The organism is Kitasatospora sp. NPDC003701 (assembly GCF_053587085.1).
Genome location: NZ_JBSFNM010000023.1, coordinates 12,463 through 26,754 on the forward strand (window position 1 = coordinate 12,463; position 14,292 = coordinate 26,754).

General features: G+C 71.1%; 15 protein-coding genes. 11 read left to right on the top strand and 4 right to left on the bottom strand.

Annotated features, from left to right (window positions below; translation table 11 throughout):
• Nucleotides 1-618: 618 nt before the first annotated feature.
• The 4 genes from ACWDRR_RS22170 to ACWDRR_RS22185 form a co-directional block, all read right to left on the bottom strand.
• The gene (locus ACWDRR_RS22170) at nt 619-1,500 is read right to left on the bottom strand and encodes an NAD(P)/FAD-dependent oxidoreductase (protein WP_449773906.1); all 882 of its coding nucleotides are present in this window, start codon (nt 1,498-1,500) and stop codon (nt 619-621) included.
• Entirely contained in the window at nt 1,497-2,078 is a 582-nt protein-coding gene (locus tag ACWDRR_RS22175; protein WP_449773907.1) for an isochorismatase family cysteine hydrolase, read from the bottom strand. The genes ACWDRR_RS22170 and ACWDRR_RS22175 overlap by 4 nt, the downstream gene beginning before the upstream one ends.
• Entirely contained in the window at nt 2,075-3,232 is a 1,158-nt protein-coding gene (locus ACWDRR_RS22180) for a helix-turn-helix domain-containing protein (RefSeq protein WP_449773908.1), read from the bottom strand. The genes ACWDRR_RS22175 and ACWDRR_RS22180 overlap by 4 nt, the downstream gene beginning before the upstream one ends.
• A gap of 201 nt (nt 3,233-3,433) precedes the next feature.
• Nucleotides 3,434-4,198 carry a GntR family transcriptional regulator gene (locus tag ACWDRR_RS22185; protein WP_449773909.1) on the bottom strand — a complete coding sequence of 255 codons (765 nt, stop codon included), beginning with the start codon at nt 4,196-4,198 and terminating at the stop codon, nt 3,434-3,436.
• 337 nt (nt 4,199-4,535) lie between these two features.
• Between ACWDRR_RS22185 and ACWDRR_RS22190 the strand changes: the two genes are divergently transcribed.
• The 11 genes from ACWDRR_RS22190 to ACWDRR_RS22240 all read left to right on the top strand — a co-directional run bounded on the left by ACWDRR_RS22190 (nt 4,536) and on the right by ACWDRR_RS22240 (nt 14,246).
• Entirely contained in the window at nt 4,536-4,922 is a 387-nt protein-coding gene (locus tag ACWDRR_RS22190; RefSeq protein ID WP_449773910.1) for a hypothetical protein, read from the top strand.
• Entirely contained in the window at nt 4,919-5,047 is a 129-nt protein-coding gene (locus ACWDRR_RS22195; protein WP_449773911.1) for a hypothetical protein, read from the top strand. Before ACWDRR_RS22190 ends, ACWDRR_RS22195 begins: the two co-directional genes overlap by 4 nt.
• Nucleotides 5,048-6,006: 959 nt before the next feature.
• A complete protein-coding gene (locus tag ACWDRR_RS22200; RefSeq protein ID WP_449773912.1) occupies nt 6,007-6,312 on the top strand; it encodes a hypothetical protein in 306 nt (101 codons plus the stop codon).
• A gap of 154 nt (nt 6,313-6,466) precedes the next feature.
• Nucleotides 6,467-6,745 (top strand): WhiB family transcriptional regulator, encoded by a 279-nt coding sequence (locus ACWDRR_RS22205; protein WP_449773913.1) that lies wholly within the window; start codon nt 6,467-6,469, stop codon nt 6,743-6,745.
• Between the two features lie 48 nt (nt 6,746-6,793).
• Entirely contained in the window at nt 6,794-7,369 is a 576-nt protein-coding gene (locus tag ACWDRR_RS22210) for a hypothetical protein (protein WP_449773914.1), read from the top strand.
• A 461-nt stretch (nt 7,370-7,830) separates the two neighbouring features.
• Nucleotides 7,831-8,250, top strand: coding sequence for a hypothetical protein (locus ACWDRR_RS22215; RefSeq protein WP_449773915.1), 420 nt, complete (start codon nt 7,831-7,833; stop codon nt 8,248-8,250).
• Nucleotides 8,247-10,028, top strand: a complete 1,782-nt coding sequence (locus ACWDRR_RS22220) for a DUF2637 domain-containing protein (RefSeq protein ID WP_449773916.1) — start codon at nt 8,247-8,249, stop codon at nt 10,026-10,028. Before ACWDRR_RS22215 ends, ACWDRR_RS22220 begins: the two co-directional genes overlap by 4 nt.
• A 189-nt stretch (nt 10,029-10,217) precedes the next feature.
• On the top strand, nt 10,218-10,718 hold the full coding sequence (locus tag ACWDRR_RS22225) for a hypothetical protein (RefSeq protein WP_449773917.1): 501 nt from the start codon (nt 10,218-10,220) through the stop codon (nt 10,716-10,718).
• Nucleotides 10,715-11,020, top strand: coding sequence for a hypothetical protein (locus ACWDRR_RS22230; RefSeq protein WP_449773918.1), 306 nt, complete (start codon nt 10,715-10,717; stop codon nt 11,018-11,020). The genes ACWDRR_RS22225 and ACWDRR_RS22230 overlap by 4 nt, the downstream gene beginning before the upstream one ends.
• A gap of 133 nt (nt 11,021-11,153) precedes the next feature.
• Entirely contained in the window at nt 11,154-13,676 is a 2,523-nt protein-coding gene (locus ACWDRR_RS22235) for a hypothetical protein (RefSeq protein ID WP_449773919.1), read from the top strand.
• A gap of 24 nt (nt 13,677-13,700) precedes the next feature.
• Nucleotides 13,701-14,246: a conjugal transfer protein TraB gene (locus ACWDRR_RS22240; protein WP_449773920.1), complete on the top strand. Its 546-nt coding sequence runs from the start codon at nt 13,701-13,703 to the stop codon at nt 14,244-14,246.
• Nucleotides 14,247-14,292 lie beyond the last annotated feature (46 nt).

A 14,292-nucleotide genomic window follows, 5' to 3' on the forward strand; every position in this document is an offset into this window, starting at 1 on the left:
CCGGGCGGCGCCACCGCCATACCTCCCGGCAAGGAGGACAAGCGGAATCAGGCGCCGCCACAGAGGGCCTAGGTCATCCCCACCCCCACGTCACGCCGGCCGCGCTCAGCGGCCACGGCGAACACCACGCTCCTGACGTAGCGGAGCGCAGCGGAACCCGAACGGATCAAGCCCAGAACGCGGGCGATACACGATCGGACGAACCCCACCCGGCGGAAACCGCCGTCGAGCAGGGAAAACTCAGACATGGACGGGCTCGGAGCAGCCGGGCGCGGCTTGATGCCGCGCGACATCGGCCGGGTGCTGTTGCGCCCTCGGGCCGTCCAACGGGTACGCTGATTCACAGCGCACACCTCCTCTGTCTAAAGGTGTGTCGAGCCAGTAGAGCCGCTACCACACAGCTCCTGGCTCACCGGCCCCGGGCAACCGAGTCCGGCGGGCTTCCACCCCGCCGCGGATGCCACGGGGCCGTTGTCGTTCCTGCAGACCTTCGCCGTTCGTCGGGGCTTCCACCTCCCGGCGACCGGTGACGGTCTGCATCTGATCCTAAACCCACAGCAGGGCCCTGCGGGCACCCCATTGCACTGCGAACGCGCGTGTGTCGGTCTTGACCGTTCATCACACCGCCTGCCGGCGGAACCGGTAATACAGAGTGAGCGCGGCGTTGGCGCCGCCGCCGGTGGCGGTGGAGACCCGTTGGCCGTCCCGGGCGCTCAGATCGCCGGCCGTGACGATGCGTGGGTGCTGGGAGGCCGACGGGCAGAATCCGTCCGTGCCGACGGCGAGGCCGGGAAGGGCGGTCGGGAGCGTCCCGATGTTGGTGACGACCGAGTCGACCTCCATCGCCTCCTGGCTGTTGTCGGCGCGGACGATTTCGATCTGGAACGGCCCGGTGCCCGAGACCGCGACGGCCTGGACCGGGAGGAGTTCGACCCGCGGGTCGGATCGGACCTCTTCCACCTTGTACGTGTCGCGAATCGGGTGGCACACCGTCAGTTTTCGGTCGGCGTCGCGGTGGGTCCGCAGCCAGGTTCCCAGCGGCCGGTCGCCGCCCAGGACGAGAGTTCGAGGCCCGAGGTGGGCGGGTGACGTGCGGGCGATCTCGGTGAAGTCCTCCGAGCAGGCGACCCACGGGACCTCGGAGGACTTCGCGGTGTGCACGCCGGTCGCTGCGACGAGAACCTCCCCGATCACGCTGGTGCCGTCGGCCAGGAAGGCACGGACGAGGTCTGCGCCGGCTTCGACGCGGACGACCGTCGCCTGCAGGTACGAGCAGTAGTTGTCGAGCCCCGCCAGGTTCTCGCCGAGGGCCCGCGCGTAGCTCGGCCCGTCCGGGAAGCCCGGCCAGTTGGCGAGGTGCCCGATGCGCCAGAGCGTCCCGCCGGGGGCTGGGGCCGGGTCGATCAGCAGCGAGGTCATGCCGACGCTCGCCGCAGTCGTGGCAGCGAGGCAGCCAGCCGGGCCGGCACCGACGATGATCAAGTGGGCATCGTGGGTCACTGGGGTCCTCCTGCGGAGAGTGCGCGGTGCACATCGGTGCTGGTGAGAAGCAGGTGACGGCCGAAGTTCCTGCGGGCAAGCAGCAGGGCGGCGTCGTGGTACTCAGGGCCGCCCGAGGACGCACAGGCGTCCGTTACCAGCCAGGGGGTGATGTTGTACTGGTAGGCGTCGGCGGCGGTGTCCAGGACGCAGCTGTCGGTGTCGATCCCGCAGAGCACCACGTCCGTCCAGCCCTGCTCCCTGAAGAGCGTCAGCACGCCGGGCGCCTTGAACAGGCTGGACGTGGACTTCACGATCCTTCGGGTGGCCACACTGGCGAGGGGGGCGAGTTCCGGCGCCAAGGCCTGCTCTTCCGGCGAGCGCAGCTTCGTCCAGCCACTGATCCGCTCGTAGTGGGATCCCACCGGGTTGGTGAAGGTGGCGACGATCGTCGGCCGGCCGTCGCGCTGCCAGGCCTGCATCAGCGTTGCGATCGTCGGCACGGCATGCTCGCTTGGTGCCCGGACGAACCCGGCCTGCACGTCGATGGCGACCAGGACCGCCGCGTCGTGCGGTATGGCGGCGAGCTCGGGGCTCATGAGACCTCCTTCAGGGCAGCCCAGGCGTCCTGCAGCCGCTGGGGAAGATCGCTGGTACCGACGACCGCCGCCCGCAGCGCGCGGTGCTGAGCGCTCTCGGTCGGCCGGGCCGACGTCAGCCTGGTGTGCGCACCGCGTAGCCAGCGCCAACCGAACGGCTCCGGCAGCTTCGGGTCGAGTCCGTCTTCGACCAGGCGTAGAAGGTGGGCGGACAGGGCCCACAACGCCTGGGTGTCGAGCTGCAGATCCACGATGTCGTCGATCGTCAACGCCCGCTCGCCGGGGTGCGGCTGGTAAGCGAGGCCCGACCAGCTGGCCACCCCGGGGGACAAGGCGCCGTTGAACCCGATCGCGTCCGGATGACGCCAGCCAGCGGCGAGCCGCTGCTCCTCGACGCCGAGCGGCAACGGGTTGTCTTCGTCGGAGCGGTCGACCAGCACGCCGGGCGTAGCGAGGAGCTGGAGCGCGGTTTCCAGGACCTCGTCGGCCCACGGGTGATGGTGCAGCTCGTACACCGACAGCACGTAGTCGGGTAGCGGTACCTCGGGCGCGGTGGCCACCAGGTCGGCGGCCAGAAACGAGACCGCTTGCTGGGCCCAATCGCGGTTGCGACGGTAGGCCGGGTACCGCCATAGAGCGAGGTCGGTTACGGAGCTCAGCCGCAGCTGCTGGCGGACATGGAGCACGGCGACACCGAAGGCGTAGACGTACAGACGGCCGTCACGACCTTCGCCGGTAGGTACTCGTAGTAGGCGACGGTCGAGGGCCGCCGGGCCGGCGGGGCGGGTCGTGCCCCGATTGAAAAGGGCGTTCGCGGTGGAGCCGAGGTGCAGCGGAATGAACTGGTGGGATGTCACGGAGAAGTCCCCGGTCAGCCGGGCGGGCTGCCCGACGACTTCGAAACTCGTCCCCGCCTGCTCCAGCAGAACTCGAAAAACGGCCGCTTCGGCCTCGCCCATCAACTCAACTCTTCGGTCGAGCAGTTGAGCCGTGCTAGTGGTGCACACCCACGACTCCCCTCCGTTGCGCCAGTTGCCCACCGAGTTCCGCGAGACGCCGAGGTGAGCGGCCAGCTCCCGGTCCGACATCCGCAGAGCCTGCTGAAGGCACATTGCCTCGCGACCGGTCCAACTCTTGATGCGGATGTCAACCATTCCACTCCCTCCCCAAGTTGCAACGCTCAGTGTGCCGTCATTGGGCCACCACTGGGCCGCCATTGGGCCACCACTGGGCCAGTTGAGCCTCCCGCTCCCCCTGGCAGCTCGCCATGCTTGATCCGCGGCGGCCACCAGGTCGTGACGACGTGGGGAGGCAGGGTGCGAATGCGTTGGAAGGCTGGACTCGGCTGCTTTCCGTCAGAGCAGCCCAGGGAAGTCCAGGCCGTCGTAGACGAACTCGACGCGGTCCGGCACTGCCGCGATCTGGAGGAGCTCCAGCGGCATGCCAGATTCATCAACGAGCAGCCGTTCGACTCTGGCCACGCTGCTACCAGCAGCCAGTTGAAAGGTGCTGGCCTCATCGGTGGTTGCCCGTCTGTAGCCGACACGCTCGGTGCCCAAGGCGATCGGGTACTCCGCATTGAGGATCGGCAGCGTGCCGCCCGCGACCTTCCCCTCGCGATCCAAGCCGCAGCGCTGAGCAACCCGGGCGGGGTACCAGGCCTGCTGGACCTGGAGGACCTCATCGCCAATCAAGGCGTGTCGCGTCCTGCGGGTCACGCGGTACTGGTCGGCTTCGGAGAGCGCGAGCTTTTCTGCAACAGTCACGGGCGCTTCCATGGTGGAGACGCTGATGAACAGCATCTTGCCGTCCAGTCCCTGGGCGCGGGTTGCCGCCTCCCAAGGGCCAAGACCGTCGACCCCGCCGGCCTGCGAGTACCGGCTGAGCGGGATGCTGACAACGCGCAGATCCCTCACGTATCGCCCGCTCCCGTGCTTCACCGTGACGCGCCCCTCCGCCTCCAGCTGTCGGTACGCCGCGCGAACGGTGCCGGTCGAAGCCCAGCCCTCGTCAGCCAGGTCCTTGTCGCCGGGAAGTCTGTCTCCGACTGCGTAGACGCCGTCCTCGATATCGCGCCTGATCTTGTCGGCGAGGTCCCGCGCTCGCTTCGTCAACGCCATGTCCCGGCCTCCCTCCTCTATAGGCACATGAGTGTCGTAACAGTGAACCACACGGTCAAGAGTGTCGACACTCTCAGGGTATTCGGTAAGTCCGGCGACGGAGTCTTGACTCTGACCGTTCGTCATGCGATGGTTGTCACGTCGCCAAGCGGAACGGGCTCGCACCCCGAACGCCGCTGGTGGCAGACCAGATCGCTGTGTCGGGAACGGGGTTCGCAACCCGGAAACGACACTGCGGGCCCAGGATTCGCAGTCCTGGACCCGCAGCTGGTGCGGTTCGCGGCCGCACCGGGTGGCGATCGCCTCGACCTCAACGCAACTGAGGGAGTAACTCGCCGTGAGCATCATGCCGCAGGACACCCTGACCAGCTACACCGACCCCACGAACACCCCCCCGGCCGTCGCACCGGTGCTGAACCTCCGCACCGCGCTGGCCTCTCCCGCGGAGCCGCAGGCCTGCCTGGACGACCTGTCCCCGGAGGAGCTCGCCGAGGTCCGCCACTTCGACATCGTCGAGCTCCTGGACCGCGCCGTCCTGGCCGGCGCCGTTGGCACCCTCGACCTCGGGACCGTCACCCTGGAGTGCTACGGGTCCATCGTCTGCGCCCTTGAGACCGAGGAGATCCGCACCGAGGGCGACATCACGACCGTCACCAAGATCACCCGCACGGGCCGGCTCGCCGTCACCGTCCGGGTCGAGGCGGACGGGCAGGTGGCGGCATGAGCGGCAAGGACTCGGACGCCCTGCTCAGCATGCTCCTCGCCAAGACGGCCGCCCGTCTCGCCAAGGGCGCTGCGAGCGCCGCCGCCGCCAAGCTGAAGGCCGTGAAGCCGGGGGGCTCCAAGTGAGCGGGCCTCGGATCATCGCCTTCGGGCGGATCGAGCGCGGGACGGTCGCCCGGCAGAGCGTCGCCGCCGATTGTGTCGATGCCCGCCGGGATGTGCAGCCGCGGTCCAAGGCGGACCGGGCGGCCCGCGGCCGGGGCGCTACGGTGCCGGCCGTCGAACTCCGCCAGCCCTGAACCCTCTCCCCGAGCAGCAGCTCTAGCGACTGCCCATGCCCCGCGAACAACCCGCCTGGCGGGCGCGGGGGTTGGGGACCTGGCTAGGACCTTGCTCCGCCACTCGGAGATCACTCTTCGTGATCTGACGGTGGCTCGCCGTAAGTCGAATCCAAGGCGCGGAGGCTTCCTCGAAAGGGATGAATCCGTGAGCACCTGATACTTGAGAACTCCATAGCGTGTCATGTGCATTGCAGGACCGCCGCGTGAGCGGAGGCCGCGGCCTGGCGTGGATTGCCCCCGAGGGGAGTAGAACCGCGCCCGGCAGCACCGCAGCTGCTCCCCCTTCGTGCTGGCAGGCACGGCGCCCTCGGGCGCGGGGGACTAGCGGGTCCTGAACGTGAAGACGAGATGAGACAGATCGTCTCCCCAGACGGCAGGGACTGCCGTCGGCGACACAAGACCGGACCATCCGGTTCTGCCCGCATCTGCCAAGCGGCCCGGCTCTGGAGAACACGCCTACGGCGTGCCACCCGCCCCGCGCGATGTCGCCCTGTTCCAGGTGAGAGACAGAGAGATCGTCACCCGGTCGCCGGCCTCGTCAGGCCGGCCAGTCCCGCCCTACCGGCGGGCGCGTCCAGCCGCTGCGATCGCGCGGCGGCTGGACGCATACCGAGCAGCCCCGTGGTTGCCCCGATCCCCCGGCCAACCGCCCCACGCTCCCGCGTGACGGCGTCCGTGGCCCGGGGGCGAAGGGGGAGCTCCGGGACCGACCCGGTCCCCTCCACGACTCACCCAGGAGGCCACGTGGCCACCCGCGCCCCCAGCCCCAAGATCGGCACCAAGAAGACCACGAACCACGGCGACGGCGGCAGCGACCCCCAGCGGCGCACCGCCACCGAGAACGCGCTGGTCGCGCAGTTCTCGCCGTTCCGCGAGACCCGCACCGACTCCCGCTACGTCTGCCGCTCCGGCCGCTACCCGGACGGCAACACCCCGGACGGCCCCGTCCAGCGCCCCGAGCGCACGCCGGCCAGGACCACCCCGCTCCACCCCTGGCCGCCGGTCCGCCAGCAGCGGACCGCCCGCACCGACCACCAGGCCGCCGCCTGACCGGCGCCGCCCGGCCCGCGAACTGACCCCCACCCCCGCACCAACCGTCCTTGAAGGAGGACCCGATGTACACCCTCCGCAGCTTCGCCGGCGGCAACGGCACCGGCACCGAGGAGGACAGCAAGTCCACCACCAAGAAGGAGGACAGCAAGTGATGACGCTCGACGCCCGCGAGAGCGACCGCCAGTGGCGCGACCGCGCCGTGTGCCGCGAAGAGGACCCGGAGCTGTTCTTCCCGCTCGGGAACACCGGCCCCGCCCTCCTGCAGATCGAGGAGGCGAAGGCGGTGTGCCGCCGCTGCCCGGTGATGGAGACCTGCCTGCGGTGGGCGCTGGAGACCGGCCAGGACGCCGGCGTCTGGGGCGGGATGAGCGAGGACGAGCGGCGCGCGCTGAAGCGCCGCGCGGCCCGCAACCGCGCCCGCACCGCCTGACCGACCACCCGACCACCCGACCACCGACACCGAGAGGACCACCAGACCATGGCCCTTCCCCAGTGGCTCAAAGACCACCTGGACGCCGACGACCCGCTCCGCGACCTGCGCCGACTCGGCCAGTGGCTGAACAGCGACGACAACAGGTCGGACTGGCACAGCATCCGCCTCGCCCGCGACACCGCCGAGCGCGCAATCGACCACACGATGCGCGAGCGCCTGGGCGGCTTCACCGTCGAAGAGGCCGCCCGCCTGCGTCAGCGGAACAAGGAGGCCCACGCCCGCCTCAGCCTGGCCGAGCTCGCCCTCACCCTCGCCGAGACGAGCCGGCTGCGCACCGCGACCACGCTGCGCAGCGCACCCGACAACGCCGACGAGAAGCGGGTCCGCTGGCAGGCCGGGCGGATCAACACCGGGATCCGCGCGCTCCTGACGCTGCTGACCGAGGCGCCGTTCAACTACCCGGTGGAGACCGTCCGCACGGCCGGCGCCCTCCTGGAGCCCCTGACCAACACCTACGACGCCCGCACCGCGACGCGCGCCGTCAAGGACCTGGAGCGCTGGGCCGACGCCGTGACCACCGCGGTCGACATCCTCAACTGCGCGCCGTCCACCAGGGCCTGACCCCGCACCCCGTTGTTGCCCTGATCCCAGGGAGTCCGCCTCGCGGCGGCCCCTGGGCGATGGGGAGCGCCGGGACCGTCCCGGCCTCCGCCTGGAGGCAGATCATGACGGACAACCAGAACAGCGCCAACGCCGCCGGCGCCACCGTGACGGCCGGCCCGGCGGCCGCCCCGAGCGGCAGCAACACCCCGAAGGCCGACGGGGGCGGCAAGGGCACCCCGGCCCCGCCGTCTACACCGTCACCGACGAGCACGGCAACACCCGCAGCGTCCTGCCGCTCGACCGGGTCTGATCCGCCGGACCTTCCCGGCGGAGACGACATCCCGGCGCGCGGACCCTCCGGTCCCGCACGCCGGGCCCGTCCGCCGGTTGCCCGGTCCGCCCGGCCCACCTCCCCCGAGGTGCGGTCGGGCGGACCGGGGAGCCGGAAGGACCGGCCAGCACGACCTGCGGAGGCGCTCATGCCCGTTCCGCCCGCACCGACCGCGCTCGCGCTCCTGCCCGTGCTGCTGCTGATCGCCGCGGCGGAACTGGCCAGGGCCCGGCGCACACGGCACGAACCCGACGTCTACGAGCCGGGCGACCAGCTCAGCCCGGCCGAGGTGGCGGACATCGAGGCCGCCGGCTTCGAGCCGGTCTACCTTCCGGACCCCCGCCCCGTGCCCGACAAGCCTGAGGCCGCCGCGGCCCTCCAAGCCGAGGCCCTCGCCGCCGAGGCCCGGCTGGCCGCCAGAGCGCAGGCCCTGGACGGCCAGTGGGCGCAGCTGGCCCGGATCGACCGGCAGCTGGACACCGTCCCCCCGAACCCGCCGCGAGCACCGCACCCGGTGCCCGCCCCCTCTTCCCCCGCTTCCCCCCGAAAGGAGCCGACGGCGCCGTGACCGTCCCCACCATCCAGAAGGCGAACGGCCACCCCCCGAGCCTCCTGCCCACCCAGCCCACCCCGATCACCAAGCAGTCGCCCGTCCCGCCGGACGACGAAGCCGACAGCATCTACGACCACGACCTCCAGGCGCAGCCCGACGACGGGCAGGAGGAGAACAGCGGAGCCTTCCTCACCGCCCTGGCGATTGCCTCAGTGCTCCTGGGCGCGGTCGTCGCCGGCATCGGCTTCGCCGGCTCCTACAACACCCTGCGCGACCTCGCCGCCCGCAAGGGGTTCGGGGACTTCGCGTACGCGTTCCCCATCGGCATCGACGCAGGCATCGTCGCCCTGCAGGCCATCGACCTCTACATGATCAACAAGCGGGTCAGGTTCCCGCTGCTGAACCGGATCGCCATGGGCCTGACCCTGGCGACCATCGCCTTCAACGCCGCCGCGTCGGGGCCGATCCTCAAGGATCCGCTCGCCGCCACGATGCACGGCATCATCCCCATCCTCTACATCGCGGCCGTCGAGGCGGCACGGCGCTTCATCGGCCGCCGTAACAAGCTGCTCCACGGCGGGGCCGACCTCGGGGCGCCGCCGTTCAGTCGGTGGCTCCTCTCGCCCTTCAAGACCGCCGGCCACTCGCGCCGGATGGTGCTGTGGAACAAGCCCTACGCCGAGGTCGTGGCCATGGCCCACGAGCTCCAGGTCTACGAGGAGCGCCTGCGCCAGAAGTACGGCGAGGACTGGAAGACCGGGGCCAAGCCGGACGAGCTGCTGCCCTTCAAGATGGCCAAGGCCGGCTACAGCGTCGACCGGGCCCTGTCGATCCCCTTCGAGGAAGAGATGAAGGCCGCGCGCCGGTCCGGGGAGGCAGCCCTTCAACGAGCGACGGCCGAGGTTCAACAGATCCACGCCGACCTTCAAATCCGCGAGGAGCGCCTCGAAGCGGAGGCCGCCGAGATCCGCGCGGACGGCCAGCTGAAGCTGACGGAGATCGATACCAAAGCCAAGATCGACAACGAGCTTCAACTCCGGAAGGTCGAGCTTCAGCGGCAGGCCGCCGACCTTCAAGCCCAGCTGCAGAGGGTTCAGGACGAGGCGGCGGCCGAGATCCAGGCCATCCAGGACTCGACCGCCAACCGGCGCTTCCTGGCCGACCTCGAACGCAAGAACCAGCAGCTCAAGGCCGAGACGGAGGAGAAGCGCCTCCTGGCCGAGGCGGACCGGCAGAACCAGCAGGTCGAGCTTGAAACCGCCCAGCACGCGGCCCGGATGGGGGCACTGGGCCGGCTGGCTGACTCGCAGGAGCTTCTGGCCGCCCAGCAGAACGAGCTGGACGCCGCTGAAGCCGAGCGCAAGGCCGTTGAAACCCGCGAGGCCGCCGTTGAAGCCGACCGCAAGGCCGCTGAAGACGAGCGTCTGGCGGAGGGAATCCGGGCCGAAGCGGCGGAGCTGCGGGCCCGCACCGCCGAGAACACCGAACGGGCCGTTGAAGCCGAGCAGCGCACGACCGAAGGCCGGGCACGCGTCGCTGAAGCCGCCGCCCGCGAGCGCCTGGGCCAGGTCGAGTTCGACGTGGTCCGGATCATGGGCCTGCTGGCGGCCGCCGAGGACGAGACCACGGTCACCAACGACGTGATCGCGCGCGAACTCCGCTGCTCCATCGGGACGGCGTCCACCCGCCGGGGCCTGGCCAAGGAGCACCTGGACAACCCCGACAGCGAGCTGCAGGCCCTGTTCTGGAGGACGTACCAGGTCCCGGCGGACAGCCGGGCCCTGGAGGCCTGAGAGGCCCTGTACGACCGGCTCCCGGCCTCTCCGCCGGCCACCGGGGCGCGCCCGTCGCCCCGGTGACCGGCGAAGGCGTTGCGGCGCCGAGCACCACCCACGACCCGGCCGACCGGCCGGAGCCCGGGTCGACGAACAACACACCAGGTCACGGCACCGCCGAGGCCGACCCGCTTCCCCGGAGAGATCATGACCAGAAACGAGAACCCCGAGTCGAGTACGCCGCAGGTCCGCGAGGCGATGCGGGCGCTGGCCGGCGACCCGGAGCAGTTCGCCCGCTACCTCGCCGACATGCAGCGCCATCTGCTGGGCCTCACCTCGACGCTCACGGTGCTCGCCCAGGCGGCCCAGGTCGAACTGCGCGGAACCCATGTCGAGGGCGACCGGTTCTACCACGCCCGGGCGCGGGCGCTGCCCGTCGAGCATCAGATGAACGTGCTCGTCAAATCGCTGAAAAGCGCCACGGAGGCTGCGGAAAAGGTTGCCTTTCAGCGGCGCAGGCATGACGAAAGGGTTGATGCGCTTCCCGGCCAGCGGTCCGCGAAAGCCCTGGAAAAGGCGAACAAGGGCCGGTCCTCCAGGGCTCTGCCGGTCAATAAGCCCGGCGAGCAGGTTCCGCCGCCCACGAAAAGCGGCTACAGTGATGAGCCCCGGTCGATTCTCGATCTGCGTGACAGGCGGTCGGCATGACGCGGCCGCAGACCAGAATCGAACGAAGCCAGGAGAATCGACGCCAGTTCTTCGTCGCGGGCGAGAACCAGGCGATCGAGCGGCGCGGCGACGAAAAAGGCGCAGCGGAATCCTGGCTCCGCGTCACCCGCACATGGGTGGCGCAGCAGGCCAGGGTCCACCCGGACGTCTTCGTCGGCTGGGCCAACGTGATCCGGCTGTTCCTGACCGCGATGCAGCGGCGGGCGGCGGGCGATCCGCGGGTCTGGGACGACCTCCAGGAGTACGCGAGGTCCGTCACCGCCCAGTTCCCCCCGCAGTAACCATGCGTCACCACGAGAGCCCCGCCGCAGTGCCGGCGGGGCCCTCGCGCGCGCGTATCGCGTGCACCCGTGCACCCGTGCACGCGTGCACGAGGACCCCACTCTTTGTCAACCCCCCTCGAAGGGACCGAGCGTGTCCGACGACGACTCCAACGGGCGGGTGATCACCTTCCCGGGCGGCGGCGACCAGCCGTACGTCGCACCCCCGATTCCGCGCTACGCGGACACCGCCAGGGCGCCGGAGGCCCCCGAGCCCCCGCCGGACGTCCCGGCGATCCCCGAGCCGCCTCAGGCGGCCGCCTATATGCGGTCGGAGGGAATTCCCGCCCGAAAGGCCGCCGAATCCGAAGTGGAGGAATACGAGGAGGGCGGGGAGGAAGAATACGGCGAATATTACGAGCGCCGTTCCCTTGCCGATCTGGTCGCCGATTGGCTGCAATTCAAGGTCGACAGTGCGCGCGCCGAAAGGGACGAACACGCGCCTTTCCGGGAAGCGCGGGTCGCCGACAAGGTCGCGCGTCTCACTGCGCAGACCGCACGCGAAATGTCGCTGATGGCGCAGCACAACGAATTGCAGAAGGCCCAGGTCGACGCCCGGACCGCCATGACGGCGGCGCAGGGAAAGGGCGCGGCCGCGCAAAGGGGCGGGGCGGACCCGGGCAAGGGATTTCACAAGAGTTCGCAGCGCGGGTCGGGCGGGTCGGGCGGGTCGGGCGGCGGCCCCGGGGGCCGGGGTCCGGGCGGGTCCGGGGGGTCGGGCGGCGGGTCGACGAACCGGAGCCCGAGCGGCCCGGGCCCCGGGTCGACGAACCAGAGCCCGGGCGGCGGGCGCGACAACAGCCGGTCGCAGGGCGGGCGTCACGACCGTGGCGGCGACCGAGGGTCGGGCTCCGGTGGCGGCAAGAAGGGCCCTGGAGGCTCTTCTGGCGGCTCCAGCGGCTCCGATGGGTCTCCGAAGTCGTCCGGCGGCTCCGGCGGGCGGCACAACGGCTCTGGAGGGGGTCGGGGCGCAAGTGGCGGGAGTTCGGCGGACGGCGGCACCCGCTCGCCCACCTCCAGCCCCGCTGCGGAGCGCTCCCGCGCCCACCAGGAGCGGAAGTCCACCCGGCAGGCCGCCGACCTGGGCGACCGCACCGCGGACCGCGGGCAGCAGCGCAGGAACAAGCAGCGGGTCTGGGAGGACAAGTACGGGGACAGCCGCAACGGCCTGGCGGAGCGGAAGGCGCGCCGCCAGGCCGCGAGCGAGGGCGACGCCCCCCGCACGCTCGCCGGCGCAGTCTCCGGGCGCCTCAGGCGCCGCCGGAACTCCTCCGACGGCAGGGAGGGCGACGACAACGCGGCGGCGAGGCCCGCCGACGCGACGTCGACGCCGGACGAGAAGGCTGTGAAGGTCGACGACCCGAAGCTGAAGGCGGACGACAAGGCGTCGAAGCCCGACGGCGAGTCTGTGAAGGCCGCCGACGAGGCGTCGACGCCGGACGAGGAGGCGGTGAAGGCCGGCGGCCCGGAGCTGAAGGCGGACGACGAGGGATCGAAGCCCGACGACCCGTCGTTGAAGGTCGAGGACCCGTCGTTGAAGGCCGACCTGACGGAGGACCCGAAGGACGAGGACCCCGCCGAAGGGCCGACGCCCGACAGCCCCGGACCCGAAGCGGAACCCGGACCCGGGCATGACGGCGCGGCGGGCACCGCCGACGAGGTCCCGCCCCCGGGGGCGACCACCGGCGACGGCTGGGCCTCGTTCTTGAAGGGGATGTACGACAAGGCGCCGCCCGGCGGGGGAGTGCCGGGGCCCGACCCGGAACGGGAGACGGTCACGGTCACCGTGGGCAGAGCCGATCGGGCCCCCGCCAGCGCGGCGGGCGCGGGCCCCGACGAGGACGACATCCCGGATGCCGAGATCGTGGAGGACACCGAGCCGGCCGAGCCGCCGGTGGCGCCCGCACCGAAGCCCGGGCCCGACGCGGGCCCGGACGAAGGCGGCATCACCGATGCAGTGATCGTGGAGGACACCGAGCCCGCCGTCGCGCCGGCGCCCACTCCGGACCCCGTGCCCCTCGCGGGCATGACCGGGCGGGCCTCCGGTGGCGCGGGCATGGACGAAGACGGCATCACCGACGCGGTGATCGTCGAGGAGGCGGTTGTCGTGGAGGGTACCGAGTCGGCCGTTGTGCAGGTGCCCGCACCTGGGCCGGACCCCGACGCCGAGCGGTCGCTGGTGGTCCGGTCGGACCGCACGCGACGGGCCCGCAGGCGCAGGCGCCAGCAGATGGCGCGTGAGCACCGCACCGACATCACCTTCGACGAGTACCTGCTCCTGATGACTGACATCGCGGTGAACTCGGACAAGGACTACCAGATGGTGCTTAAGGCGGTGCAGGACCTGCAGGACCTCGCGGTGATGCTCCGGGAGATGAGCGGCGACCTGACCGGCAGCCACAACATCGACCGCAGGGTGACCCGGCTGCTGGCGGACCTGGCCGACCTCTCGGACGTCACCGCGCACGAGGCCAAGGTCCTGTCCAAGGAAGCCGAGACCGCCGCGACGGTGTCCGCCGCGGCCGCCCACGCGGTCGCGAAGGTCTACGGCGAGGACCGCGCCGCCATGGACGAGACGGGCCTGGACATGGCCTCCGCCGCCGTGCACCACGACTAGGAGAAGAGAGGAGGCCACACACCCATGAGTGACCAGACGAGCGACCAGGCGGACAGACTGCCGGCCGTCGCCGACCCCGGCGGCGCCATCGCCCCCGCCGACAGCGGCGGATCCCAGGATGCCGAGGCATCTCTCGCGCCCCGCAAGAAGCCCAGGGTCCGTCGTCGCCGCAAGCGCCGGCAGGTCCTGGGCGGCCTCGCCGACGGCGACCACAGCTTCGACGGCGTCCAGCACAAACTGACGGTGGTGATCGAGGCGATGGGCGCCGCCGTCGACAACCTGGAGGGCCTGGACCGCCGAGCCCGCGCCACGGCCAAGGAGGCCTCCAACGCGGCCGGTGCCATCGCCCGCGCCGATCTCGACGAGACATTCGTCGGGATGACCGATGAGGTGGCGACCGCCCAGATGGAGGCGGCCAAGGCCGTGCGCAAGATGCTCCGCGCCGCGCAGAAGGCCGAGAAGGACGCCTACGCGGTCCGGCGCGCCCACGCCAAGCTCTACGGCGCCCTGCACCGCGTCCGCAAGGGCCGCCGGTTCCGCACCCCGAAGCCGGACTTCTTCTCCCGGTAGCGCACCGCACCATCCCCCCGAGGGTGGGCACGCCAACGACGGCGTG